Raw genomic sequence first — 25636 nt, forward strand, 5'->3', positions numbered from 1 at the left:
GGAGTCCCCGTGTCCTCAGCCCTGTACTCGCTCGGCCGCTGGGCGGTGCGTGCCCGCCGGCTCGTCGTCGTCGCCTGGATCCTCGTCCTCGGTCTCGTCGGTGCACTCGCGGCCACGGTCGGCAACGGCCTCGACGACGAGATCAGCATCCCGGGCACCGAGTCCCAGGAGGCTATGGACCGCCTGTCGGGGACGTTCCCGGAGGTCAGCGGGGCATCGGCCCAGCTCGTCGTGGTGGCCCCCGAGGGCGGCACGATCGACGACGCCGCGGTCCGCGGGCCGCTCGAGGACGCCGTCGAGGAGATCGCCGGCCTCGACCAGGTCACCGCCGTCGCCTCCCCGTACGACGACCAGATGCCTGCCTCCGTCAGCGGCGACGAGCGGGCCGCGCTGCTGACGATCCAGCTCGACGGCGAGCTGGCGGACATCACCGAGACCACGCGCGAGGAGCTCTCGGACGTCGAGGAAACGCTCGCGGCCGCGCTTCCCGACGGCGGACAGTCGGCCCTCGGCGGTCAGCTCTTCAGCACCGAGCTCCCTGAGATGGGGGCCATCGAGGCGGTCGGCGTGGTCGTGGCGCTCATCGTCCTGATGGCCACCCTCGGCTCCTTCGTGGCCGCCGGACTGCCGCTGCTCAACGCCCTCCTCGGCGTCGGCATCTCCGTCTGCCTCATCTTCGCCGCCACGGCTCTCGGCCCGGTGAACTCCACGACGCCGATGCTCGCCGTCATGCTGGGCCTGGCCGTCGGCATCGACTACGCGCTGTTCATCGTCTCGCGCCACCGAGACCAGCTACGCGGGGGCCTGGCGGTCGAGGAGTCCGTCGCCCGCGCCGTGGCGACCGCGGGCTCCGCCGTCATCTTTGCCGGCCTGACGGTCATGATCGCCCTGCTCGGGCTCGGCGTCGCGGGCATCCCGTTCCTGACCACCATGGGCGTCGCCGCGGCCGTCGGCGTGGGGATCGCCGTCCTCGTCTCCATCACGCTCATCCCGGCCACCCTCGGCATGGCGGGGGAGCGGCTGCGGCCCGGGCCCTCGCGCCGGGCGGCACGCCGGGCGGCACGCGAGCGTGCCAACCCCACGAGCGCCGGCGAGGAGCACCACAGCCGGTTCTTCGGCGCCTGGGTGCGCGCCGTCACCCGCTTCCCGGCGGTGACGATCGCGCTTGTCGTGGTGGCCGTCGCCGCGCTGAGCCTGCCGGCCATGAACCTGCGCCTCGCCCTGCCCGACGCCGGCGCGCTCGAGGAGGACCACGAGGCCCGGATCACCTACGACCTCGTCGCCGACCACTTCGGCGAAGGCTTCAACGGCCCGCTCATCGTCACCGCCCCGATCGTCACGTCCAACGACCCGGTCGCCCTGATGGAGAACATCGCCGACGAGATCCGCACCCTCCCGGGCGTCGCGGACGTCCCGCTCGCCACGCCCAACCCGAGCGCCGACACCGGCATCGTCCAGGTCGTTCCCACCGGCGCGCCGGACTCCGAGGCCACCGAGCAGCTCGTGCACGACATCCGCGACCTGCGACCGCAGATCAGCGAGGAGTACGGCGTCGACATCGCCGTCACCGGCTTCACCGCCGTCGGCATCGACGTCTCGGCGAAGCTCGGCGCGGCGCTCCTGCCCTTCGCGCTCGTCGTCGTCGGCCTGTCGTTCGTGCTGCTCACCATGGTGTTCCGGTCGATCGCCGTGCCGATCAAGGCCACCGTCGGCTACTTCTTCTCCGTCGGTGCCGCCTTCGGCGTCGTGGCCCTCGTCTTCCACGACGGCGTCTTCGCCGAAGCCCTCAACCTCACCCGTACCGGGCCCGTCATCAGCTTCATGCCGATCGTCGTCATGGGCATCCTGTTCGGCCTCGCGATGGACTACGAGGTCTTCCTCGTCTCTCGGATCCGGGAGGAGTACGTCCACGGCCGCGACGCGCGCAGCGCCATCAGCGCCGGCTTCCAGGGATCCGCGAAGGTCGTCACGGCGGCCGCGGTCATCATGTTCTCGGTGTTCGTGTTCTTCGTGCCCGAGGGCGACATGAACCTCAAACCCATCGCGCTCGGCCTCGCGGTCGGCGTCACCGTCGACGCGTTCGTCGTACGCATGGTGCTCGTCCCCGCGGTGCTCGCCCTCCTCGGCGACAAGGCCTGGTGGATGCCGCGCTGGCTCGACCGCGCGCTGCCGTCCTTCGACGTCGAAGGAGAGGGCCTGGCCCGCCAGGTCGCGCTCGAGAGCTGGCCCGAGCCCGACGCCCACGACGCCCTGGTCGCGCACGGGCTCGAGGTCCGCGGCCCCGACGGCACCACCCTCGTCGGCCCCGTCGGCGTCCGCCTCCGTGACGGCGGAGCGCTCCTCGTCCGAGCGGACTCCGCGAGTTCGGTCAGCGCCTTCCTGCTGACCGTCTCCGGCCGCCTGAGCCCCGACGCCGGTGCGGTCAAGGTCGCCGGCCTGGTCCTGCCCCAGCGGGCCGGTGCCGTGCGCCGACGGGTCGCCTTCGTCTACGCCACCACCGAGCCCGTCGCCGCCATCGACGCGGCGCGGGCCGGCCGGCCGCGGTTGCTCGTCGTCGACCGGGCCGAGGTCGAGCCCGCCGTCCGCGGCGAGGTCGCCGAGGCCCTCGGGCGCGCCCGCGCCGAGGGCATCGCCGTCGTGGTCGGTGCGGCGGGCGGCCCGCCGCGCGAGCTCCTCCCGGACGCTCCAGTCCTCGACCTCGACGTCGGGCGCGAGGGCGCCGCCACCGACCAGCTGCCGCACGTCACCCAGGAGGCCCGGGCATGACCATGAGTTCCGCCAGCACGAACCGACGGCGTCCCGGCCCCGGCACCGTCGTCGCGCTCACGCTGCTGCCGCTCGCCGTCCTGGGTCTGCTGCTCGCGGCTCTGTGGCAGCCGCAGGAGCGCCTCGACACGGTGCGGGCCGCCATCGTCAACAGGGACAAGCCGGTGGAGGTCGAGGGTCAGGCCGTTCCGCTCGGCCGCCAGCTGGCCTCCGGACTCGTCAGTGGTGGCGCCTCGGCAGCCGGCTCGGGCGACGACGCTCCCGTCGACACGAACTACACCTGGGAGATCACCGACGCGGACCAGGCGGCGGCCGGCCTCGAGGACGGCACGTACGCCGCGGTGGTGACCATCCCCGGGAACTTCTCCGCGGCCGCCACCTCCTACAGCGGACAGGCCGGCGAGGCGCATCAGGCGACCATCGACGTCGCCACCCCGGAGGGCGGGCGGATCCTCGACGACGCGCTCGCGCAGGTCGTGGCCGGCACGGCCACCGACGTGCTGTCCGGGATGCTGACCGAGACCTACATCGAGAACCTGCTCGTCGGGTTCACCACGTTGGACGAGCAGCTCGGTGAGGCGGCCGGCGGTGCCTCCGAGCTGGCCACCGGTGCCGGGCAAGCGGCGTCCGGCGCCGAGCAGCTGGCCGACGGCGTGGACGAGCTGGCCGAGGGCGCGGACGGTCTGGCGTCGGGCCTCGGCGAGCTCGGTGCTGGCGCCGACGAGCTGGCGTCCGGCGCTGACGACCTCGCGGGCGGGGCGGACCAGCTGTCCGGCGGGGCGACCCGGGTGGCCGACGGTGTCGGTGCCAGCGCAGCGGGTGCTCGGGAGCTGGCTACCGGAGCAGAAGGTCTGGCGAACGGATTGGGCGGGCTCTCCGGTGGGGCGTCCCAGCTTGCCAACGGGCTGGAGCAGCTGAACACAGAGGTGGCCGGCGCCTCCGACGGGCTGGGTCAGGTCACCGACGACTACGGCCAGGTCCTTCGGATCTTGGCGCCGTACGTGCAGCAGTCGGCGCAGGCATGCTCAGACGGCACTGACGGTCCGTTGTCGTGTGACGACGTCGCCACGTTGGCTCCCCTTCTCGAACAGGCCCAGCAGGGTGGCCAGGGCGGATCAGCCGATCCGATGAGCGAGCTGCAGACGGCGGTGTCCGGTTTGGCCGAGGGCGCTGACCGGCTTGCCGGCGGCGTCGACGAAGCCGCCACGGGCGCGCAGAAGCTCGCCGGCGGCGCCGACGAGCTGGCCACCGGGCTCGACGAGCTCTCCGGGGGCGCCGCGCAGCTGGCCTCCGGGAGCGACGAGCTCGCCTCCGGCGCGAGCGGCCTCGCCGAGGGTGCGCATGGTCTCGCCTCCGGCGTCGGAGAGCTGCAGACGGGCGCCGAGCAGCTCGCCACCGGGACCGAGGAGCTGGCGACCGGCACGGAGGGCCTGGCGTCCGGCGTCGGGCAGCTCGCCGCCGGCAGCGGGGAGCTGGCCGACGGGCTCGACCAGGCGGTCGAGAACATTCCCAGCTACGACGAGGCCGAGCGGACCAACCTGGCCTCGGTCGCGTCGGAACCGGTGGCCGAACCCGGTGGGAACGGCATCACCAGCGGGGCCTCCGGGCCGCTGTTCGCCGTCCTCGCCCTCTGGCTCGGTGCCCTGGTCATCTTCGTGGTGTTCCCGGCGACGCCCTCAGGGGCGCTCGGCTCCACCCGCGGCACGCTGCGACTGGCACTGTCCGCCTTCGCCGTCCCCGGTGCCATCGGTGCCGTCACCGGCGCCGCCGCGGGTCTGGTGCTCGCCGGCGTGCAGGGGCTGAGCCCTTCCGGCTGGGTCGGCCTGGCGCTCCTCGGTGCCGTGATCTCGATGGCGTTCGTCGCGGTGAACCAGGCGCTCGTGGGACTGCTCGGTCATGCGGGCAGCGGGCTGAGCATCCTCGTCGCGATCCTCGTGCTGGCGACGGGAGTGGTCTCGACGACGCCGCCGGGCCTCATGGCCGCGCGCGACGTGCTGCCGGTCGGTCCCGCCGTGGACGCGCTCGCGGCCGTGGCCTTCCCGGGCGTGGGCGGCCTCGGCGGCGCCCTGGTCGCGGTGGTGCTCTGGGCGCTGGGCGGGCTGGCCATCACCACCTTCGCGGTCTCCCGGCGGCGGACCGTGCGCGTCAAGCAGCTCCTCGCCGCCTGACGCGACGAGCCTCGCCGGGCCGGGGAGTCACCGAACCCCGGTCCCGGTTCGAGAAATGTGCTCTTTCTGTCGTTCGCGGCCGCAAGTTCAGCACATTTTGGCCTGCTGTCAACGCCGACCGAGCGCCTCGGCCATCTGGTCGACAGCCTCCTCGAGGACGGGCCGGGGCATGGCCATGTTGAACCGGGCCATGCCGCGTGCGGCCTCCCCGCACAGCGCGCCGTCGGTCATCGCGACCTTCGCCTCCCGCAGGAAGAACTGCGCGGGATGGTCGCCGAGGTCGAGCGCGCGGCAGTCCAGCAACGTCAGGTACGTCCCCTCGGGCGCGGTGTAGCCGATCTCGGGGATCCGGTCGGCGAGCAGCTCACCGAGCAGGCGGCGGTTGCCGTCGAGGTAGCCGATCACGTCGTCGAGCCACTGCCCGCCGGAGGTGTAGGCGGCCGTGTTCGCGACCACGCCGAGCGTCGCCGCGCCGTGCTCGGCGGTCGGGCCCACGCTGGACCAGACCTCCGCGTCCGCGTCGTTGGACAGGATCAGCTGCGCGCACTTCATGCCGGGCAGGTTCCACGCCTTCGACGCCGAGGTGGAGGTCACCGTGTGGCGGGCGGTCTCCTCGGAGATCGAGGCGTAGGGCAGGTGCTGGTGCTCGGGGAAGACGAGCGGCGAGTGGATCTCGTCGGAGAAGACCCGGCCGCCGTGCCTCTCGACGACCTCCGCGACAGCCAGCATCTCGTCGCGCTCCAGCACCCGGCCGATCGGGTTGTGCGGGTTGCACAGGACCAGCAAGTTCCCACCGGCGCCGAAGGCACGGTCGAGGGCGTCGAGGTCGTAGACGTAGCGTCCGTCCTCGACCGCCATGGGCACCTCGATGATCTCCCGCCCCAGGATCTTCGGGAGCGTCAGGAACGGCATGTACGCCGGGGTCGGGAGGATGATCGGAGAGCCCGGGGTGGAGAAGTGCTCGATCGCCGCCGCCGCTCCGGCGAGCACGTCCGGCAGCGGGCGCACGCGCTCCGCGGGGACATCCCACCCGTACCTGGTCCGCTGCCAGCCAGCGCACGCCGCGGACATCCGCTCGCCGACGGCCTTGGGCAGGTAGCCGAGCAGCCCGCGGTCGACGGCGTCGTGCAGCGCTCGGGAGACGGCCGGTGCGGTCCCGTAGTCCATCTCCGCGATGAACGCTCCGATGGACTCCGGGAAGGTGGACCACTTGACGCCACCGACCTCGCGAAGGGCATCGACGGTCACCGAGTCGAGCTGAGCGGAGATCTGTGCGGTGGGGGTGTCGGTCACGCCGACATCCTTCCCCGTCGCGTCCCGAAATGTCATGTTGCCCGTGGTTCGGATGGCGGATGATGGTCCCATGGCCCGTGACACCGCGGACGGTGGTCTTCCTGAACCTGCCGTCAACCCCGGCAGCGCGTCGGTGACCGCCGGCATGCCTCCCGCCGCAGACCTGCCCGACGACGCTCCCGTGCCCCGCCGGCCCGTCGGCGCCCTCGTGACGTCGAACCTTCTCGGCGGCGTGGGCGTCGCCTCCTCGGCGGTAGTGGGAGCCCTGCTCGTCGCGCAGGTCGGCGGCACCGCGCTGGCCGGCCTGGGCCAGGCCAGCAGCGTGCTCGGTGCGGCGTTCGCCGCCATCCCGCTCGCGCGGCTGGCCGCACGCCGCGGGCGGCGCTGGTCGCTCACGGTCGGGTACGCCCTGGCGATCACCGGTGCCGCCGTCATCGTCGGCGCGGCCGTCATCGACAACCTGGTGCTGCTCCTTGCCGGCCTCCTGCTCTTCGGCGTCGCCCAGGCGACGAACCTGCAGTCCCGGTACGCCGCCACCGACGGCGTGCCCGCCGGGCGGCGCGCCCGCGTCATGTCGATCGTGGTGTGGGCGACGACGGTCGGAACCGTCGTCGGCCCCAACCTGAGCGACGCGGGGCAGAATCTCGGTCTGTCGCTCGACATCCCCGGCCTCGCCGGGCCGTACCTGTTCTCCCTTGGCGCATTCGTGCTGGCCGGCCTCGCCGTCCTGCTGCTGTACCCGAACCACCGGCCGGTCACGACCGGTGCCCCGACCAGGCCGATCCGTGCCGTCACCGCCCTGCGGTGGGCGGCCCGGGAGCCGTCCGCGCGCACCGGTGTCGTCGTGGTGGCCGGGGGCCATGCCGTGATGGTCATGGTGATGGTGATGACCCCGGTGCACATGCAGCACAACGGCATGACGATCCAGCTCGTCGGCCTCGTGATCTCGATCCACACCCTCGGCATGTTCGCGTTCAGCCCGGTGTTCGGCTGGCTCACCGACCGCATCGGACCCGTGGCGACGGCATGGACCGGCGCGGGGATCCAGGCGCTCGCCGTCATCACGGGTTTCGTCGCGGCCGGCGTCGACGGGACGGCGATGACCGCCGTCGCGCTGTTCCTCCTCGGCCTCGGCTGGTCGGCCGTGACGATATCCGGCTCGACGATGATCGCGCGGGTGCCCGAGGTGGACATGCGGGTCTCGCTGCAGGGCGCGTCCGACGCCACCATGAACTACGCGGGCGCGGGCGCGGCGGCGCTGGCCGGGCCGATCCTCGCCTTCGGCGGGTTCGAGGGGGTCAACGTCGCCGGGGCGGTGGTGCTGGCGGTCGTGGTCGCCGCGCTCGTCACCGCACGCCTGCCGGTGCACGTCCGTGACGGCATGCAGGCCCCGATCCGCTGAAACCCGGTGTCCTCGAGGGCAGCGAGACCTGTACTCAGCACCCGGCGGAGTCACCGCGCAGGAGAACCTTTCGTCCGGGCACATTGTTGACGGATGCCCTGGTTCTACGACACGATTCGCTGGCGTTGCCCTGACTGGGGGGGGATCGCACGACGAAGCGCGATGAATGGGGAATGATGTCACGTCGGGAATCTGGAACGATTCGGCCGGCTGGTGCCGGGCAGGCGATTCGTCGCCGCATCGCTGCGGCGGCGTCTTTGTCGCTGGTATCGGGACTGCTTTCGGCCGGGATCGCCGCCACGGTGGCCGCGCCCGCTGCCGCCGCGCCCGGCGACCCGTTCGACCCCACCGAGGCACGGGTCTTCGTCGCGCAGGACACCCCCACGCAGCTGAAGATCGCCGTCCAGGGTGAAGACGGCAACATCACCTTCCAGAACGAGGGTCCCGTCGCGGACATCACTTACAACGCCATCGCCTACAACCCCGCCGACAACTACATCTACGCCGTCTCCGGCGGCGAGGTCATCCGCGTCGGCCAGGACGGCGACGTCCAGACGACGGAGTGGGCGGTGCCGCCCTCCGTCATCGGTGCGTTCGGCGCTGACGGCCTTTACTACACCGTCGCCGGGACTGCACCGGGCGGCGATGCCTACCGGCTCACCTCGATCGACGTGAGCGACGAGACGTCGGACCCGAACACCATCGAGATCACACAGCCGACCGCGTCACCCGACATGACCTACCTCGAGGGGTACTTCTGGTCGGTCGGCACCACAGCCGGCACCGCCGACGCGACCGTGACGCGGTTGGACCCGACGACCGGAGTCGTTGAGAGTTTCCCCGCTCCCGGCCTCCTCCCGGTCGCGGACGCCACCGCCGGGGCGCAGTGGACCTACGGCAACGGCAACATCGGCATCTCGGACAACACCACCGGCAACGTGTCCCAGATCCAGGTGACGAACCCTGCTTCCGACGCGCCGACGTTCACCCGCATCTCGACCATCCCGGGACCTGGCAGCAGCAACAACGACGGCACGTCGAGCCTCGGCGTGCCTGCGGACCTGGCCCTGACCAAGACGGTGGAGCCGGGGACTGCGGGACCGGGCTCGGAGGTCACGTACACCCTCACCGTCGTCAACAACGGCCAGGGCAACTCCTCCGGCCACATTATCGCGGACGACCTGCCCGAGGGCCTGGAGAACGTCAGCAGCGACGACCCGGCGGTCCAGATCAACGACGACGGAACCATCACGGTGGCCGGTGGTCGGCTGGAAGCTAACCAGAGCGCCACGTACACCTACACCGGCACGCTGACCGAGTCGACGAGCGACGTGGTCAACACGGCGACGGTGACCGGCAACGAGGAAGACCCCACGTCGGAGAACAACACGAGCAGCTCGACGCTGAGTCCGCGAGACCTGACGGTGGAGAAGGTCTCCGACGCGACCGAGGACACCGGTCCGGGCGACACCGTGGGCTACACGGTCACCGTCAGCAACGACGGCACGGGTGACTACACCGTGGACGAGCCGGCCGTCGTCGCCGACGATCTGACCGGCGTGTTGGATGACGCCACGTTCAACGACGACGTCGCCGTGGACCCGGACACCGGCTCGGTGGACCTCGCCGACGGCGTTCTGACCTGGTCCGGCCCGCTGGCCTCCGGCGACTCGATCGAGATCACCTACTCGGTGACCGTTGACCGGTCCGGGGACCACCAGCTGGTCAACAGCGCCGGCGCGGTCTGTGAGGCTCCGGTGACCTGCGACCCGGCAGTGAGCGTTACGACGCCGCTCCCGCACGTGGTGTCCTCCAAGGTCGCCGACCCGGCCGACGGCGAGGCGCTCGCCGCGGGTGACGTGGTGGAGTACACCCTCCGCTGGGAGAACGAGGGCTTGGCAGCGGGCCCGGTCGACTCGACGGACGACCTGAGCGGCGTCCTGGACGACGCCGAGCTCACCACGGGCCCGGAGGTCGTCATGGACGACGCGACGGCGGAGCCCGTGACCGCGACGCTGACCGACGAGAACCTGCTCCGTGTGGTGGGCGAGCTCGGCGCCGGCCAGGGCGTGACGGTGACCTACCAGGCCACCGTCCGGCCCGACGGTGAGCGCGGCGACAACGAGCTCGGGAACGTGCTCGCGCAGGACCAGCCGGTGTACGAGTGCGACGATGCCGGTGACTGCGGGCCGGTGCCGCCGTCGACCACTCAGCACCCGATCGGTGAGCTGACCGACTGGAAGAGCGTGGACCCGGTCTCCGGCGGCACGGTCCAGCCGGGCACCGAGGTGACCTACACCCTCCACTTCACCAACACGGGGCAGGCGCCGGTCGAGGTGGCGCGCGATGACGTGCTGACCGGTGTGCTGGATGACGCCACGGTGGTCGAAGAGCCGGCGGCCTCGGACGAGGCGCTGAGCGTGTCGGAGATCGTCGACGGCAGGATCGCCGTGACCGGCACCCTGGAGCCGGAGCAGGAGGCGACGGTGTCCTACACGGTGGCCGTCAACCCCGACGGCGAGCGTGGGGACGACCAGCTGGGTAACTTCCTGGTCGATGCGGGCGCCGAGCCGCCGACCGAGTGCGTGCCGGGCGACGAGGCCGACTGCACGATCAGCTACGTCTCCAACCTCACTGTCGACAAGTCGGCGGACCCCGAGTCGGGTGAAGAGGTCGAGGAGGGGCAGGAGGTCACCTACTCCGTGACCTTCGCCAACACCTCCACCAACGCCGCGGCTGCGGACGCCGTCGTGGACTACACCGACCACCTGGTCGACGTCCTCGACGACGCCACGCTGAGTGAGGGTCCCAGCGTGGAGGGGACCGGCATCGACGCCGCCGTGGAGGACGACACCATCGTCATCACCGGTGGCATCGCCTCCGGGGAGACCGCGACGGTGACCTACACCGTGACGGTCAATGACTACGACGATCAGGGCAACCACAGCCTCGGCAACGTCGTGGCGGTCACCGGTGAGGACCCGGTGTGCGTCGAGGGCAGCGCGACGTGCACCCAGCACCCGGCGGCCGAACCGCCGGCCACACCGGGTGACGACGGCGCCGACGACGACGGCCCGATCTCGGAGCTGCCGGACACCGGTGCCGACGTCTGGGCGACGGGGCTTGCCGCCATCATGCTCATCGGTGCCGGCGTGGCGCTGACCGCCCGCCGCAACCGCACCCGAGAGGGATAGCGGCCGTACTGCTTACGCCCCCGGGACGATGGTCGCCACCGTCCCGGGGGCGCAGGCATGTCCAGCCGCTCGGCCGGCTGCGGCTGAGCTTCGTGGTGCACGCGGGCATGATGGCCGCTAGCCCGCCGTCCGGACGGGCTGACGCGTGCAGGAAGGAACCATGGTGAGCGCTACCCAGGACCCGCAGGAGTACATCGACCAGATGGCGCTCAAGCGGGGCTACGTCCTCGACTACCACAAGGTGATGGCGAAGCACGACTTCGAGGTGCTCCAGGCCGCGAACGAGCTGGTCAACGCCGCCTACCTCAACGAGCGCACGCTCGACCGCAAGACCAAGGAGCTCATCTTCATCGCGACCCAGACGATCCTGCGGGCGCCGAAGACGCAGATCCAGAGCCACATCCGCATCGCGCTCGACGTCGGGGCCACGGCGCAGGAGATCCTCGAGGCGATCGAGACCACGCTGCCCGAGGCCGGCGTCATCGTCTTCAACGCCGGCTTCGAGGCCTGGCGCGAGGTCGTGGAGGCCGACGGCATCGAACCGACGGTCGACGTCTACAACGCGAGCGAGTGAGTCTCGCGCGGTTGGGGCCGCGACCCGCCGGGCGGCCGTGACCCGAGCGCCTCAGCCGCGCGTACCCACCTTCGACAGGATCGCCGTGTAGGCCGCGGTCACGCCCGTCGTCAGCGTCGGCTCGAGCACGGGAGCGAAGGACGGGCTGTGGTTGCTGACGACCGGCTGGTCGGCGTCGACCACGTCGTCCGGGTGGCCGCCGAAGAACCAGTACACGCCCGGCACACCGATCGCCTCCGGCAGGTGCCCGAAGTCCTCGCTGCCCATCATCGGCTTGCCGCTGACCACGTTCTGCTCGCCCAGAGCGTCGGCGAGCGCGCTGGTGAGCGCGGCGGTCTCGTCGGGGTCGTTGACCAGGAGCGGGAACGTGTACAGCGGCGTGATCTCCGGCTCCGGCGCCGCGGAGACCTCGGCCTCGGCGAGGACGATCCGCCGCAGTGACGACAGCACCCGCTCACGGACCTCGGGGTTCAGTGTGCGGATGTTGACGGTGAACTCCGCCGTCGCCGGGATGATGTTCTCCTTCAGGCCCGCGTGGAACGTCGCCACCGTGACGACCGCCGGCTCCTGGGCGGGGACCTCGCGCGAGACAACCGTCTGGATCCGCACCACCATGTGTGCTGCGAGCACCACAGGGTCGATGGTGTCCTCCGGACGGGAGCCGTGCCCGCCGCGCCCGTGCACCGTCACCTTCCACGCGTCCGAGACCGACATCGCCGGCCCGCCGGTGAGTTCCACCGTGCCCGATCGCCCGGACCACACGTGCTGGCCGTAGACGACCTCGGGGCGCGGGGCCCTGTCCCACAGCCCGTCGGCAACCATGGCCGCGGCGCCCTCGGCGGTCTCCTCGCCCGGCTGGAAGACGAAGACGACCGTCCCGGACCAGCGCTCCAGGTCCGCGGCGAGCAGTGCTGCGGCCCCCACGGCGCAGGTGATGTGGCTGTCGTGGCCGCACGCGTGCATGACGGGCACGTCGGTGCCGTCGTCGAGGATGCCGCGGGCCGTCGAGGCGTACGGGAGGCCAGTGTCCTCCTCCACCGGTAATCCGTCCGTGTCCGCCCGGAACCCGACCACGGGCCCGTCACCGTTGCGCAGCACCGCCACGACGCCGGAGCCGCCGCACGGGAACGTCTCGTAACCCAGGCGCTCCATCCGCGCGATCACCAGGGCCGCCGTGCGGTGCTCCTGCATCGACAGCTCGGGAGCGCCGTGAAGATAGCGGTAGAGCTCGTGCAGCTCCTGGCGCAGCTCGGTGCTGATCTGAGTGGACGGTGCGGTCATGTGTCGCTCTTCCTCAGGTCGTCGGGCGGTGGCCTCGCCCCGGTGCTCGGGCGGAGGTCTCCGACTGGGGCGTCGTCGGTCCCAGGGGCCCAGCCTGACGGTCGGACCGGCGCCGCGCCAAGGGACGACGGCGACTCCCGCCCGCCCGCACCGTCCGGTCAGTGGTCGGCGCGGGCGGCGTACCTCGCCGTCACTATCCTTCGACCGAGACTCGCGACGGCGCCCTGCCGGACGCGCCAGGACGCCGGAGACGCGGCAGGACGCCGGAGGAGATGCGCCGATGCCCATGTTCGACCTCGCCCCCGAGGCACTCGAGGCCTACCTGCCTGAGATCGATGAGCCCGCGGACTTCGACTCGTTCTGGTCCTCGACGCTCGACGAGGCGCGTGCCGTCGACATCGACGTGCGGCTGGAGCGGGTGGAGACCGGGCTCGAACTGGTCGAGACCTACGACGTCACCTTCGCCGGGTTCGGCGGGCACCCCGTCCGGGGTTGGCTGACCCGCCCTGCGGGCAGGACCGGGCCGCTGCCCGCCGTCGTCCAGTTCGTCGGCTACGGGGGAGGCCGCGGCCTGCCGGTCGAGCACGTGGTCTGGGCGGCCGCCGGCTACGTCCACCTCCTCATGGACACCCGTGGCCAGGGCAGTCGCTCGGGCGCCGGCGGGGACACCCCGGACCCGGTCGGCTCGGGACCGGCGGTGCCCGGCTTCCTCACCCGCGGGATCCTGGACCCCGCCGAGCACTACTACCGCCGGGTCTTCACCGACGGCGTCCGCGCGGTCGACGCCGTCCGCGCGGTCGAGGGCGTGGACCCCGAGCGGGTGACCACCTACGGCGGCAGCCAGGGCGGCGGCATCGCCCTCGCCGTCGCAGGCCTCGTGCCGGACCTGCGAGCCGTGATGGCCGACGTGCCGTTCCTGTGCCACTTCCGCCGCGCCACCCAGATCACCGACTCGATGCCGTACGGCGAGATCACGCAGTACATGGCGGTCCACCGTGACCAGATCGAGCAGGTCTTCCGCACGCTGTCCTACCTCGATGGCGTCAGCTTCGCGCGCCGCGCCAACGCGCCGTCGCTGTTCTCGGTGGCCCTGATGGACACGACGTGCCCGCCGTCGACGGTGTACGCCGCCTTCAACAACTACGGTGCCCGCGCCGGCGAGCTGGCCAAGGACATCGTCGTCTATCCCTACAACATGCACGAGGGCGGTCAGGCGCACCAGCTCACCCGCCAGATCGCCTGGCTCGCCGGCCGCAGCTGACCTCGACGGACGGGCCGTTCGGTGGAACCGCTCGGCGGAGAGCAGCCTCCCTGGTCCCGTCCCGACTCGCCAGCCGACTCGCGGGGTAGCGCGTGCCCAGGAAGGATTCCGCTATGGCCACGACCGTCCTCGCCGACCGCTACGAGCTGGACCAGCGGCTCGGAAGTGGTGGTATGGCCGAGGTCTGGCGGGGACGCGACCTGAGGCTGGGGCGCCGGGTGGCCGTCAAGACGGTGCGGCTGAGCGACGGCGCCGACGTCGGCCTGCTGGATCAGGTGCGGCGTGAGGCGGTGGCCACGGCGGCGCTGGAGCACCCCGGCATCGTTCGGGTCTACGACGCCGGTGTCACCGAGGACGTCGCCTTTCTCGTCATGGAGTACCTGCGCGGCCGGACCCTCGCGAGCTACATCCGTGACCGCCCGCTCGAGGTGGCGCACACCGTGTACATCGGCGCTCGGGTGGCCGCAGCCCTCTCCGCGGCCCACGGGGCCGGCATCGTCCACCGAGACATCAAGCCCGCGAACATCGTCCTCGACGGGGAGCACGTCACCCTGGTGGACTTCGGCATCGCGGCCGTCGAGCACCAGACTGTCGCGAGCCTCTCGGCGCCCGGCACGACGCTCGGTACCGCCGAGTACATGGCGCCCGAGCAGGCGCGCGCCGAGCCGGTGTCCCGCGCCACGGACATGTACGCCTTCGGGTGTCTGATCACCGCCACCCTGGCCGGACGCCCACCGTTCCGGGCGGCCCAGCCGGAGGACCTCCTCCACCGGCACGCCTACGTCCAGCCACCGCGGCTGGCGTCGCAGCGCCCGGACGTCCCGGGGGAGCTCGACGAACTCGTCTGGCAGCTGCTCGCCAAGGAGCCCGACGAGCGCCCCTCCGCCGGCGAGGCTCATACGGTGCTGGCCCGGATGGCCGGGCTGCCGACGTTGCCCGACCTCCCGGACGGGGTCCTCGATGACAGGCCGGGTGCTGCCGCCTACCGGGGTAAGCCGGACGACGGCGGCGCCCCCCGTGGCACTCCGGGCCCGGACACCGGCCCGGCGGATCTGTCGACGGCGGCCATGCCGGCCGCGGAGCGGTGCGAGAGGGGTTGATCCTGGTTGATCCTTCAGCAGAGCCGGGCCAGCCGCGCCGCGCCGCCGAGCGTGACACGCAGCTGGACCGGGTCCTCGCCCATGTCGGGGAGGCGCAGCTCCGCCCACGACCAGTCATAGCGTCCGCCGTCGGGCACCACCACCGGTCCGAGAGAACGCCACGGCAACGAAGCCTCGCCGCGCACGGCCGCCTCGACCGAGGCGGGCCCGCCGCCCTGCCGAGCGACCTCCAGCCGGAGCCGCCGGGCCGGCATGACGTCGTCGAACGTCACCCAGCCGCGGCTGTGGCCGGGCGCCAGCTGCACGCAGTCACCCCGCTCCGGCGTCCGGTCGCCGAGCACGACGGCGCTCTGGTCGTCGAAGTCCGCCGCGGCGAGACCGGCCGCCAGCGACCGCGGCGCCAGCTCGGCACCCGTGACGTGCAGCGGCAGCACCGCCCGCACGTCGGCGGCCGAGGTCCCGACGAGCGCCCGGTACTCGCCCGTGAGCACAGCGGAGCGCGACGACCGGACGTCCCAGATCGCCAGCTGGTCGGCGCCGAATCGCAGCTCGACGTCCTCCGCGCCGCCCGGTTCCAGCCGCACGTGCGCCCAGGCGGCCAGGCGACGAGGGTACGGCAGCGGGTGCGTCGGGCTGTCCGTGTAGACCTGGACGACCTCGCGCACCGGCCGGGCGCCGGCGTTGCGCACCGTGACGCGGACGACCAGCTCGCCGTCGTGCCCCAGCCGGTCCTCGGCGAGACGTGCCGAGGCGAGCTCCGTCGTCGTGTACGACAGGCCGTGCCCGAAGGCGAAGAGCGGCTCGTCCTCGGAGTACCAGTACGTCGACCGGCCGGCGATGATGTCGTAGTCCAGCAGGTCGCCGGTGTCCGCCTCGCACTCCGGCCAGGTCTGCGCCAGGCGCCCGGTCGGCTCGGCCGCGCCGGTGAGGACGTCCCCGAGCGCGTTGCCCAGCTCCTGACCCGCGTGGCTCGACCACACCACGGCCGCAGACGAGCGCGCCGCCGCGTCGAGGACGTACGGATAGCTCGACACCACGGCGAGGACGACCGGTCTCCCGGCCCCCGCGGCGGCGCGGACGATCTCCGCTTGCGGCTCGGGCAGCCGCAGGTGCGGGCGGTCCGCCGTCTCCCGGCCGTGCAGGTGCGGGTCGTTCCCGACGGCGACCACGGTGACGTCCGACGCTGCCGCCGCCGCGGCGACCTCGGCCAACCCGCCGCCCGTGCGGTGCAGGACGAACCGCTCGGCGCTCGCGGCGTCGGGCCCCTCGGCGGCCAGGGCGCCGGTCCCGGTCTGGACCCGGAGCCAGCGTCCGCTGCCGAGATGCCGCAGCGACCAGGTGCCGTCGTCGTGCCGGCGCGGCGCGAAGCTCTCCTGCGCCACCCAGCCGCCGACGCGGGTCGTGAGCGCCGTCGTCGGCCCGTGCTCCGCGGCCCACAGCAGCCCGGTCGCGGTGTCGGTGAGCGTGACCACGCCGTCGCCCCAGTCGGTCCAGGAAGCGGGTGACGCGGCCGCCGCGTGGGCGGCCGTCGCGGTCAGGACACCGTCCGCGGCGCGCTCGACGTACGCGTCCGTGGTCGTGGAGCGCAGGACGACCCGGTCATCGCCGTCGGCGACCGTGACGGCGTTCTCGCCGAGCCGCTCGGTCAGCCCATCGGCGAGCGTCACGGTGTAGGCCGGCGTGCCCGAGTACCAGTCGGTCAGCACGCGCCGGGCCATCGGCCCGACGAGCGCGAGGCGCGTGCCGCGCCCCAGCGGGAGCGTGCCGTCGTTGCGCAGCAGCACGACGGCGCGCGTGGCCGCCTCGCGGGCGAGCTCCCGGTGCGCCAGGTCGTCGATCGGCGGGCCGTCCGGCGGCGGATCGCCGGCCAGCTCACCGGTCAGCGCCCGCACGTGCAGGACGCGCAGCAGGGCGCGATCGACGTCGTCCATCGTGATCATGCCGCGCTCGAGCGCCTCGTGGAGGCGTTCCCGGGTCGGGCCGGTGTCCGTGCCATGGTCGGTGAACGAGTCGATACCGGCGCGCAGGGCGGCGGCGTGGGAGGCCGCGTGGTCGGGGAAGTACCGCTGCAGCTCGACGAGGAAGGTCGGCGCGTGGGCGTCGGAGACCACGAGCAGCGGCCCCGGCGTCTGGTCGCGCAGCCGATCGAGGACCTCGCGGCGGACGTGGGCGGGACGTCCGTTGACGAGGTTGTAGGACGGCATGATGGCGCCCGCCGTGCCGTCCCGTAATGGGCCGAGGAAGGCCGGTAGCTCGTACTCGTGCAGCACCCGGGGCCGCAGCGAGGTGGAGGTGAGCGACCGGTCGTCCTCGTTGTTGTACCCGAGGACGTGCTTGAGGGTCGGCACGGTGCGCCAGCCGTGCCCCGGACCCTTCAGTCCGCGGGCGTACGCGGACGCCAGCGCGGCCGTCAGGTTCGGGTCCTCGGACAGCCCTTCCTCGTTGCGGCCCCAGCGCGGGTGGCGCAGCGGGTTGACCACGGGCGCCCACACGTTGCGGCTCACCCACGGGTCCTCGCGGTGCGCGGCCAGGAGCTCGGCCCCGGCGGCCGCCCCGACCCGCTCGACGAGCGCGGTGTCCCACGTGGCCGCCAGGCCCACCGGTTGCGGGAACACCGTCGCGGTGCCGAGCCAGGCCAGCCCGTGCAGAGCTTCGGCGCCGGTGTGGAACGCCGCGAGGCCCAGGCGTTCGACCGCCGGCTGGCTCTGGTGGAGGAAGGCGATCTTCTCGTCGGGCGTCAGTGCGGCAAGGATCTCCCGCGCCCGCGGGTGGATGTCCTCGCCGGTCGAAGCGCCGGTCGCACCGGGCGTCGAGCCGGTCGGGGGAGCGTCCCGGCGCGGTGCGGCGGTCAGCGGGGTGCGGTCGTCGTCGGCCATCGAAGTCCCTGGGTAGTACTCGAACCGGTTCGACATCGTGGACGGGCGGGACGATGTCAACCGGAAGGTTCTGGATGATCGCGCAGCCCGCTCGGCGGTCGCGTGGCCGAGTCGTTATGCGCAACTGGGCGCCCACTCTTGCACAAGGTGATCGACCACGCCTAGCATCCCTCGTGATCGAACCGCTTCGATTTGCTCGACGTCGAGTTAGCGCGTGACACACGAAGGAGTGAAGGCGCCATGAACCACACATCGCACCCCCCGGCCGGTGTCCCCGCCCGCTCGGCGGTGAACCGGCGGTCGTTCCTCGGCCTGATGGGGCTCGGCGTCGCGGCCCCCGGCGTGCTCGCGGCCTGCGGGTCCGGCGGGGCGCCCGCCGGCACCAGCGCCGCCCCGGGCAGTGCCGTGAGCAAGGACGTGCTCCCCACCTACGCCCCGATCACCTACGCCGAGCCGGACTTCCCCAGCGTCAACGGCTCGACGGCCGGCTACCAGAGCCTCCCGGAGGAGCTGGTCAGGGCGTTCGACTCGCCTCCCGGCTCCGGCGGCTCCTACACCGCGATGACACCGCTGTGGGGAACGATCCCGCCCACCAGCGGCAACCAGTACTTCGAGGCCGTCAACAAGGCCATCGGCTCGACGATCGACTTCCAGATCAGCGACGGCAACACCTACGGCGAGAAGCTCGCCGCCGTCCTCGCCTCGCCCGACGACGTGCCGGACTGGGTCTGCATCCCCACCTGGAACGTGCCGCCGCGGTTCGACCAGGCCGTGGCGAACCTCTTCGAGGACCTCACCCCGTACCTGTCCGGAGACAACGCGGAGAAGTACCCGCACCTGGCGAACATCGCCACCGACGTCTGGAAGTTCTGCGTCTTCGAGGGCAAGATCAAGGCGATCCCCTACCCGGGCGAACTCATCACCGACGCGATCTTCTACCGCGACGACGTCCTCGCCGCCGAGGGCATCACGCCCGAGGTCACCGACGCCGAGGCCCTGCGCCAGCTGGCCAAGGATCTCACCGGCGGCGACCGCTGGGGTGCCAACGACATGTGGACGGCCGCGACGATCATCCACCGCGTCCCGCCCGAATGGACGATCGACGACTCCGGCAAGCTCCTCAACCGGGTCGAGACCGAGGAGTACCGGGCGGCACTGGCGTGGAACGCCAGCCTGTACGCCGACGGCTCCATCCACCCGGAGGCCGTGGCCGACAACAGCGCCAACGCCAAGACGCGGTTCGAGTCCGGGCAGGTGCTCATCACCTCGGACGGCGTCGGCGCGTGGCACGAGGCGCTCGCCCGCCAGCGGGGGACGAACCCCGACTACAGCCAGCGGCCGTTCCCGGCCTTCGCGGCCGACGGCGGTGAGCCGCTGCTCTTCAAGGGCAGCCCGGCCAACATCTTCTCCTTCCTCAAGAAGAACGAGGACAAGGCGAAGATCGAGGAGCTGCTCGCCGTCGCCAACTTCCTCGCCTCGCCGTTCGGCACCGAGGAGTTCCAGCTCATCAACTACGGGCTGGAGGGCGTCCACTACGACAAGGACGACCAGGGCATCCCGGTGCCCACCGACCTCGCGGCGACCGAGGTCCAGCCCAGCTACATCTTCCTGGCGGACCCGCCCGTGGTGAACGCGAAGGTCCAGTTCCCCGAATACGTCGAGAAGTTCTGCACCTGGATGGCCGACGCCGCCCGGTACGTGACGGACCCGCCGTTCTTCGGGCTGCAGATCACCGAGCCCCCGCAGTTCGCGACGCTGTCCCTGCCGTTCGAGGATCTCGAGAAGGACATCTCCCGCGGTCGGCGCAGCATGGCCGACCTCGACGCCGCCATCGAGACGTGGCGCAGCTCGGGCGGTGAGGAGCTGCGGGCCTTCTACCGGGACATCCTGGAGAGCGAGGGATGAGCCAGCCCCGAGCGGCCTCGACCCAGAGCTCGACCCAGACCCCGGTCCGGCCGTCGACCGGCCCCTCGACCGGCCCCTCGACCGGCCCTTCGCCCGACACCTCGACCGGGCGCCCGACGGCGGCGCGCACCCGCCGCTGGCCCCGGTCGCGGTCGCGTCCCGACCGCCCGCCGAGGCCGCACCAGCGCCACATCCCCTGGTGGGTACGGCTCGCCCGGGACCGGTCGCTGCTCATCATGACGCTGCCGGCCGTGGCGCTGCTGGCGGTCTTCGCCTACGCGCCGATGGCCTGGAACGTCATCGCGTGGCAGAACTACTCGCCCTTCGTCGGCGTCCAGGACTCGCCGTTCGTCGGCTGGTACAACTTCCAGCGCGTCTTCACCGACCCCGCGTTCCTCGACGCCGTGGTGAACACGCTGGTGATCACCGGGTTCCAGCTCGTGTTCTTCTTCCCCCTGCCGATCTTCCTGGCACTGCTGCTCAACAGTGTGCTCTCGCCGACCGTGCGCACCACCATCCAGTCGATCGTGTACCTGCCCCACTTCTTCTCGTGGGTCATCGTGGTGACGGTCTTCCAACAGATGTTCGGCGGCGCGGGCCTGCTCAACCAGTTCCTGAGCTCGCACGGGTTCGAGGGGTTCGACCTCATGACCAACCCGGACACCTTCCTGCTGCTGATCACCTCGCAGGCGGTCTGGAAGGACGCCGGCTGGAGCATCATCATCTTCCTCGCCGCGCTGAGCACGGTGGACACGGCGCAGTACGAGGCCGCGGTGATGGACGGGGCGAACCGGTGGCGGCGCATGTGGCACATCACGCTGCCGGCCCTCAAACCGGTCATCATCCTGCTGCTGATCCTGCGCCTGGGTGACTCACTGACCGTCGGGTTCGAGCAGCTCATCCTCCAGCGCGGCGCCGTGGGCGCCGGCGTCGCCGAGGTCATCGACACGTTCGTGTACTACCGCGGCGTCGTCGCCGGCGACTGGAGCTTCGCCGCGGCCGCCGGCCTCGTCAAGGGCATCGTCTCGCTCGTCCTCGTCCTCGGCGCCAACAAGATCGCGCACGTCTTCGGAGAAGCAGGGGTGTACCAGAAATCATGACCGCCACGCCGTCCCGCCTCGCCACCCCTCCCGCCCTCGCCGGCGCGCCGAGGGAGAACTCACAGCTCCGCCGTCGTCGGCGACGCAGCAAGCACCGGCCGGTCTGGGAGGAGGACCCCACGGTCGCCGGCCAGACCGCGAAGGCGGTCACCCTGGCCGTGATCGTCCTGGTCGTGCTGTTCCCGCTGTACACCATCGTCCTGACCTCGGTATCGACGCAGCAGACGATCACCGAGGCCGGCGGCCTCGTCGTCGTCCCCGGCGAGGTGACGCTCGCCGCCTACCAGCAGATCCTCGCGGGTGGCATCGTCACCCGCGCCGCGCTGGTCAGCATCGGGGTGACCGCCGTCGGCACGGTGCTGTCGACGACGATCTCGGTGATGTGCGCCTACGGGCTCTCCCGGCCGCACTCCTTCGGCCACCGGCCGATCCTGTTCGTCCTGCTCGTCACGATGTTCTTCGGGGCGGGGATCATCCCCAGCTACCTCGTGGTCAGCAACCTCGGGCTCATCAACTCCTACTGGTCCCTGATCCTGCCCACCGCGGTCTCGGCGTTCAACGTCCTCATCCTGCGGAACTTCTTCATGGGCATCGACCAGGGCATCCTCGACGCCGCCCGGATCGACGGCGCCAGCGAGTGGCGCATCCTCGGCGCCATCGTGCTGCCGATGTCGAAGGCCGTCACCGCCGTCGTCGCCCTGTTCTACGGCGTCGGGTACTGGAACGCCTTCTTCAACGCGATGCTCTACATCAACGACAACACGCGCTGGCCCCTGCAGCTGGTGCTGCGCTCGTACGTGCTGCAGGGCCAGACGCTGCCGGGCAGCGGCACCGGGCAGGTGGACGTCGCCACCGGTGCGGTGACGGGGCTGCCGGTGAAGATGGCCGTCATGGTCCTGGCGGTGCTGCCCGTGCTCGCGGTCTACCCGTTCGTGCAGCGGCACTTCACCAAGGGCGTGATCTTCGGCGCGATCAAGGGCTGAGCCGCCGGTCAGGGGGTCAGTGCCGGGCCGTCGTCTCCCCGAGCGTGACCCGGGGCGAGAACAGCCGGGTCTGCGGGCTGCCCGCGGAGGCGAGTCGCTCGATCACCATGTCGACGGCGGCACCGCCGATCTCCTGGGCCGGGATGTCGATCGAGGTCACCGGCGGCGTCTGGCTCAGCGCGACCTCCGGCGGCCCGACGGTCAGCACGGCCACGTCCTCCGGGACCCGGCGGCCGGCCTGGCGGATCGTGTCCAGCACGGCCGGCAGTGCCGCCTCGTTGTGGACGACGATGCCGGTGAGGCCGTCGACGGCGAGCAGCACCTCCGTGGCCGCCTGCCCACCGCGGTGGCCGGGTTCGGCCGGCTCGACCACGGCGTGCACACCGTCCTCCTCCGCCTGGCTCTGCAGGCCGCGGATGAGCCGCTCGGCGTAGGAGGTGTGCCGCGCGAGGACGCTCGGCGGCGGCCCGACCAGCCCGATGGTGCGGTGCCCGAGCTCCACGAGGTGCGTGACGGCCAGGCGGCCGACGGCCTCGAAGTCGAGGTCGACGCAGCTCAGGCCGTGCGGGCGGGCCGGCAGGCCGATCAGGACCACGGGCTGCTTGACCGCGAGCAGCGTGGTGATGCGCGGGTCCTGCGCCTCGACGTCCATGACCACCAGGGCGTCGACCATGGAGCCGCTCGAGACCCTCTCGATGCCGGCGACGTCGTCCTGGGTCAGCAGCAGCACGTCATGCTCGAAGCTGCGCGCGCGGGTCACGACGCCCGCCACGAACTGCATGATGACGTTCACGTCGACGCCCGCCCGCAGCGGCGCGACCAGCCCGATGACCTGGGTGCGGCTCGAGGCCAGGGCGCGGGCGCCGGCGTGCGGGCGGTAACCGAGCTCCGCGACCGCCTTGCGCACGCGCTCGCGGGTGGGCTCGCTGATGGGTCGCTTGCCGGACAGCACGTAGGAGACGGTCGAGACCGACACCCCGGCGCTTCGTGCGACATCGTCGATCGTGGCCATGCGACCTCCCGTGGTGGTGGACGACCTCATTGTTGCCCCTCGTCGCCCTACCCGGTGCCGACGGCGGCGAGATCGCCGTCGAGCACAGTGTCCCTGCCCGGCGCCAGCAGCACCGCGCGCTCGGCCGACGGCGTACGGACGGTGACGGGCCCCGCACCGCCGCGCAGCCGGACCAGGGAGAGTGCGCCATCGTCCCAGACCAGGTCCACCGCGATCCCTCTCGGAGCGCGCAGACCGCGGACCTCGCCGCCGCGCCAGCCGGGCGGCGGGGCGGGCAGCAGCCGCAGCACGCCGTCGCGCGGGTCGAGCAGCGTCTCCGCCATCCCCGCCACGAGCCCGTGATTGCCGTCGACCTGGAACGGCGGATGGGCGCTGAACAGGTTGGGGTAGAGACCGCCGCGGTGCGGGCCGTCGTCGGCGGCCACCCGCATCGCGCGCAGCAGCTGTTCTTCGGCGCGCCCGGCGTCCCGCAGCCGCGCCCACAGTCCCAGCCGCCAGGCGAGCGACCACCCGGTGGACTCCGGCCCGCGACGCTCGAGGGTGCGTGCCGCGGCGCGGGCCAGGTCGGGGCGGGTCTCGGTGTCCCAGAGGCCCAGCGGGTACAGGCCCGCGAGGTGGGAGAGGTGCCGGTGCTCCGGCTCGGCCTCGGGCCGGTACCGGTCCCACTCGAGGAGCTCGCCGTCGGGTCCGGTGGCCGCCGGCGGCAGCAGCGCCACCAGCTCCGTCAGGCGCTCGGTCGTCGTGAGGTCCGCGCCCGCCGCACGCCCGACGCGGCGACCCGTGTCGGCCAGCGCGGTGAGCAGCTCGACGTCCATCCGGGTGGTCGGCGCGACGGCGACCGCTTCGCCGTCGTGGAGGAAGTGGTTCTCGGGCGAGGTGGCGGGGGCCGTGTCGGCCGTGCCGGCCGGCCCGGCGGGCCGGATCCAGGAGAGCGCGAAGTCGACGGCGCCGGCCACCACCGGCCACAGCTCGCGCGCCGTCTCCGTGGCGGCGGCGCCGGTGAGGTGCGCGAGGTGGTCGGCGACGTGCCGGCTGAGCCAGACGCCGCCCATCGGCCAGCTCGCCCACGCGGCGTCTCCGGCGGCGGGCAGGGCATACCCCCACGGGTCGCTGTTGTGGTGGATCACCCACCCGGCCGCGCCGTACAGGTCCCGGGCCGCCTCGCCGCCCGGACCGGCCGCGGTACGTGCCAGCTGGTCCAGCAGGGGCTCGTGGCACTCCGGCAGCCCGGTGATCTCGGCCGGCCAGTACGCCATCTCGGCGTTGATGTTGACCGTGTAGTTCGAGCTCCACGGCGCGGGCAGGTTCTCGTTCCAGATGCCCTGCAGGTTGGCCGGCGGGCCGCCCGGGCGCGAGGCGGAGATCAGCAGGTGCCGGCCGAAGCCGAACACCAGGGCGGCGAGCTCGGGGTCCGAGCCGCCGGCCTCCTGGGCACGCAGCCGGTCCGCCGTCGGGAGCGTCGCGTCGCGGCCCGGCGGCAGGGTCAGCGTGCAGCGGTCCATCAGCTCTGCGTGATCGGCGACGTGCTCGGCCCGCAGGGCTGCGGTGCCGCGCGCAGCGGCGCCCGTCAGCAGGTCCGTCAGCGCGGCCTCGAGGTCGGCGACGGACCCGCTGCCGCCGCCGGGCGGTGAGGTGGTCCCGGTGGCCAGGATGAGGCTGAGGGTCGACCCGGCCGGGACGCTCACGCGGGCGCCGGGGCCGCCGTGGGTGGGGGCCTCGAGCGGCGCGGGGGCGTGATCGAGGAGGACGTCGACGATCAGCAGCCCGTGCCTGGAGCCCTCGTCGTAGACGACGTGCTCGGTCGCCTCCTCGTGGTCGGGCACCACGTCCGACGGCAGCCGCAGCCGGTGGGTGAGCCGCGACGGCCCGGTGCGTGCCTCACCGCGGAGGACGGAGGTGGTCGCCACCTCGACGTCGACGGCGGCGTGCCGGGTGCCGGCGGTGCTGTTGCCGGGTCCGCGCACCGCGATCTCGTGGACGACGACGCCGGACGGGTAGCCGGCCCAGGTCTCGTGCCGCACCTCGTGCTCGCCCACGGCCTCGACGTGGCCCGCGACACCGGCGTGGACGTCGAGCCACCGCACGAGCGCGGCGCCGTCGGGGTCGCCCGCCACTGCCTGCTCGTGCGGGCCCGAGCCCCGGCCCGCCTGCCGAGAGCGGTCAATCGCACCGATTGTTGGCGTCTGAACAGCTGCTTTCGGTACAGATGTCCGCTCTCGGCGGGCGGTGGTGGCCGCGGGCTGGCCGTCCGCCGCCGGCCGCACGCTGAGCTCGATGTCCGCGAACGGCAGGAAGGCCTGAGAGTGCTGGCCCTGGAGGCGGCGCAGCACCTGCTCGGCGCCGCGGTGGTCGCCGGAGTCGAGCGCCGCGCGTGCGGCTGCCAGGATCTCGGGCCCCTCGCCGTCGGCCAGCTCCGGCCGTGCGGCGGCGGGCGAGGCGGCCGAGCCCGACCAGCCCGTCGCGTCGTTGAGCTGCAGACGCGTCCGCCCCAGGCCTGCGCGGCACATCACGCCGGTTCGCCCGTTGCCCACTGGAAGCGCTTCGACCCAGTTTCGAGCCGGCTCGCACGACCAGACAGTGGTCGCCGTCGGGAAGCTGAGGGTGCCGTGGATGGCACGAACGTCGGCATCGAGCCGTCGCACGGACATGAGGTCCCTTCGGTGGTGTGGTGGTCTCACTTGTCTTTGATAGGTGCGGGTGCCACCCTAGGCGTTGAACCGC

The 25636-nt window shown here is 72.3% G+C and carries 15 protein-coding genes; 10 read left to right on the top strand and 5 right to left on the bottom strand.

Features of this window, described 5'->3' with window-relative positions; all coding sequences use genetic code 11:
- Positions 1-9: 9 nt before the first annotated feature.
- Complete coding sequence (locus tag ABD907_RS01510; protein ID WP_345214724.1) at positions 10-2766, top strand: MMPL family transporter; 2757 nt, start codon at positions 10-12, stop codon at positions 2764-2766.
- On the top strand, positions 2763-4934 hold the full coding sequence (locus ABD907_RS01515) for a YhgE/Pip family protein (protein WP_345214725.1): 2172 nt from the start codon (positions 2763-2765) through the stop codon (positions 4932-4934). Before ABD907_RS01510 ends, ABD907_RS01515 begins: the two co-directional genes overlap by 4 nt.
- Before the next feature lie 108 nt (positions 4935-5042).
- On the opposite strand, the gene ABD907_RS01520 is transcribed toward ABD907_RS01515, so the two are convergent.
- Positions 5043-6227, bottom strand: a complete 1185-nt coding sequence (locus tag ABD907_RS01520; RefSeq protein ID WP_345214726.1) for a MalY/PatB family protein — start codon at positions 6225-6227, stop codon at positions 5043-5045.
- Positions 6228-6297: 70 nt separating this feature from the next.
- Here ABD907_RS01520 and ABD907_RS01525 point away from each other — a divergent pair, with 70 nt between their 5' ends.
- The 3 genes from ABD907_RS01525 to ABD907_RS01535 all read left to right on the top strand — a co-directional run bounded on the left by ABD907_RS01525 (position 6298) and on the right by ABD907_RS01535 (position 11397).
- On the top strand, positions 6298-7629 hold the full coding sequence (locus ABD907_RS01525; protein WP_345214727.1) for an MFS transporter: 1332 nt from the start codon (positions 6298-6300) through the stop codon (positions 7627-7629).
- Positions 7630-7931: 302 nt separating this feature from the next.
- Complete coding sequence (locus ABD907_RS01530) at positions 7932-10823, top strand: DUF7927 domain-containing protein (protein ID WP_345214728.1); 2892 nt, start codon at positions 7932-7934, stop codon at positions 10821-10823.
- 202 nt (positions 10824-11025) lie between these two features.
- The gene (locus ABD907_RS01535; protein WP_486334039.1) at positions 11026-11397 is read left to right on the top strand and encodes a carboxymuconolactone decarboxylase family protein; all 372 of its coding nucleotides are present in this window, start codon (positions 11026-11028) and stop codon (positions 11395-11397) included.
- A 51-nt stretch (positions 11398-11448) separates the two neighbouring features.
- On the opposite strand, the gene ABD907_RS01540 is transcribed toward ABD907_RS01535, so the two are convergent.
- Complete coding sequence (locus ABD907_RS01540) at positions 11449-12678, bottom strand: amidohydrolase (RefSeq protein ID WP_345214730.1); 1230 nt, start codon at positions 12676-12678, stop codon at positions 11449-11451.
- A 280-nt stretch (positions 12679-12958) separates the two neighbouring features.
- On the opposite strand from ABD907_RS01540, the gene ABD907_RS01545 reads away from it, so the two are divergent.
- Together ABD907_RS01545 and ABD907_RS01550 are read left to right on the top strand one after the other, a co-directional pair.
- Positions 12959-13939 carry an acetylxylan esterase gene (locus ABD907_RS01545; RefSeq protein WP_345214731.1) on the top strand — a complete coding sequence of 327 codons (981 nt, stop codon included), beginning with the start codon at positions 12959-12961 and terminating at the stop codon, positions 13937-13939.
- A 113-nt stretch (positions 13940-14052) separates the two neighbouring features.
- Positions 14053-15039 carry a serine/threonine-protein kinase gene (locus ABD907_RS01550; RefSeq protein WP_345214732.1) on the top strand — a complete coding sequence of 329 codons (987 nt, stop codon included), beginning with the start codon at positions 14053-14055 and terminating at the stop codon, positions 15037-15039.
- Positions 15040-15053: 14 nt separating this feature from the next.
- Here ABD907_RS01550 and ABD907_RS01555 read toward each other — a convergent pair whose 3' ends face one another.
- Positions 15054-17915 carry a glycoside hydrolase family 3 C-terminal domain-containing protein gene (locus ABD907_RS01555; RefSeq protein ID WP_345214733.1) on the bottom strand — a complete coding sequence of 954 codons (2862 nt, stop codon included), beginning with the start codon at positions 17913-17915 and terminating at the stop codon, positions 15054-15056.
- A gap of 240 nt (positions 17916-18155) precedes the next feature.
- Here ABD907_RS01555 and ABD907_RS01560 point away from each other — a divergent pair, with 240 nt between their 5' ends.
- Genes ABD907_RS01560 through ABD907_RS01570 form a run of 3 tightly spaced genes read left to right on the top strand, consistent with a single transcriptional unit; the run spans position 18156 to position 21903 of the window.
- Positions 18156-19820, top strand: a complete 1665-nt coding sequence (locus ABD907_RS01560; RefSeq protein WP_345214734.1) for an extracellular solute-binding protein — start codon at positions 18156-18158, stop codon at positions 19818-19820.
- A complete protein-coding gene (locus ABD907_RS01565) occupies positions 19817-20920 on the top strand; it encodes an ABC transporter permease (RefSeq protein WP_345214735.1) in 1104 nt (367 codons plus the stop codon). Before ABD907_RS01560 ends, ABD907_RS01565 begins: the two co-directional genes overlap by 4 nt.
- Positions 20917-21903 carry a carbohydrate ABC transporter permease gene (locus tag ABD907_RS01570; protein WP_345214736.1) on the top strand — a complete coding sequence of 329 codons (987 nt, stop codon included), beginning with the start codon at positions 20917-20919 and terminating at the stop codon, positions 21901-21903. Before ABD907_RS01565 ends, ABD907_RS01570 begins: the two co-directional genes overlap by 4 nt.
- 16 nt (positions 21904-21919) lie before the next feature.
- Here the strand turns inward: ABD907_RS01570 and ABD907_RS01575 are convergent, their stop codons facing one another.
- Together ABD907_RS01575 and ABD907_RS01580 are read right to left on the bottom strand one after the other, a co-directional pair.
- Positions 21920-22915: a LacI family DNA-binding transcriptional regulator gene (locus ABD907_RS01575; RefSeq protein WP_345214737.1), complete on the bottom strand. Its 996-nt coding sequence runs from the start codon at positions 22913-22915 to the stop codon at positions 21920-21922.
- Between the two features lie 47 nt (positions 22916-22962).
- Complete coding sequence (locus tag ABD907_RS01580) at positions 22963-25563, bottom strand: glycosyl hydrolase family 95 catalytic domain-containing protein (protein WP_345214738.1); 2601 nt, start codon at positions 25561-25563, stop codon at positions 22963-22965.
- Positions 25564-25636: the final 73 nt, after the last annotated feature.

Source organism: Georgenia halophila (assembly GCF_039541595.1).

Bases quoted from the DNA above. Each gene is read 5' to 3' on its own strand.
- ABD907_RS01515 (WP_345214725.1), top strand. From the start codon at position 2,763: ATGACCATGAGTTCCGCCAGCACGAACCGACGGCGTCCCGGCCCCGGC.
- ABD907_RS01525 (WP_345214727.1), top strand. From the start codon at position 6,298: ATGGCCCGTGACACCGCGGACGGTGGTCTTCCTGAACCTGCCGTCAAC.
- ABD907_RS01535 (WP_486334039.1), top strand. From the start codon at position 11,026: ATGGCGCTCAAGCGGGGCTACGTCCTCGACTACCACAAGGTGATGGCG.
- ABD907_RS01540 (WP_345214730.1), bottom strand. From the start codon at position 12,678: ATGACCGCACCGTCCACTCAGATCAGCACCGAGCTGCGCCAGGAGCTG.
- ABD907_RS01545 (WP_345214731.1), top strand. From the start codon at position 12,959: ATGCCCATGTTCGACCTCGCCCCCGAGGCACTCGAGGCCTACCTGCCT.
- ABD907_RS01550 (WP_345214732.1), top strand. From the start codon at position 14,053: ATGGCCACGACCGTCCTCGCCGACCGCTACGAGCTGGACCAGCGGCTC.
- ABD907_RS01555 (WP_345214733.1), bottom strand. From the start codon at position 17,915: ATGGCCGACGACGACCGCACCCCGCTGACCGCCGCACCGCGCCGGGAC.
- ABD907_RS01560 (WP_345214734.1), top strand. From the start codon at position 18,156: ATGAACCACACATCGCACCCCCCGGCCGGTGTCCCCGCCCGCTCGGCG.
- ABD907_RS01565 (WP_345214735.1), top strand. From the start codon at position 19,817: ATGAGCCAGCCCCGAGCGGCCTCGACCCAGAGCTCGACCCAGACCCCG.
- ABD907_RS01570 (WP_345214736.1), top strand. From the start codon at position 20,917: ATGACCGCCACGCCGTCCCGCCTCGCCACCCCTCCCGCCCTCGCCGGC.
- ABD907_RS01575 (WP_345214737.1), bottom strand. From the start codon at position 22,915: ATGGCCACGATCGACGATGTCGCACGAAGCGCCGGGGTGTCGGTCTCG.
- ABD907_RS01580 (WP_345214738.1), bottom strand. From the start codon at position 25,563: ATGTCCGTGCGACGGCTCGATGCCGACGTTCGTGCCATCCACGGCACC.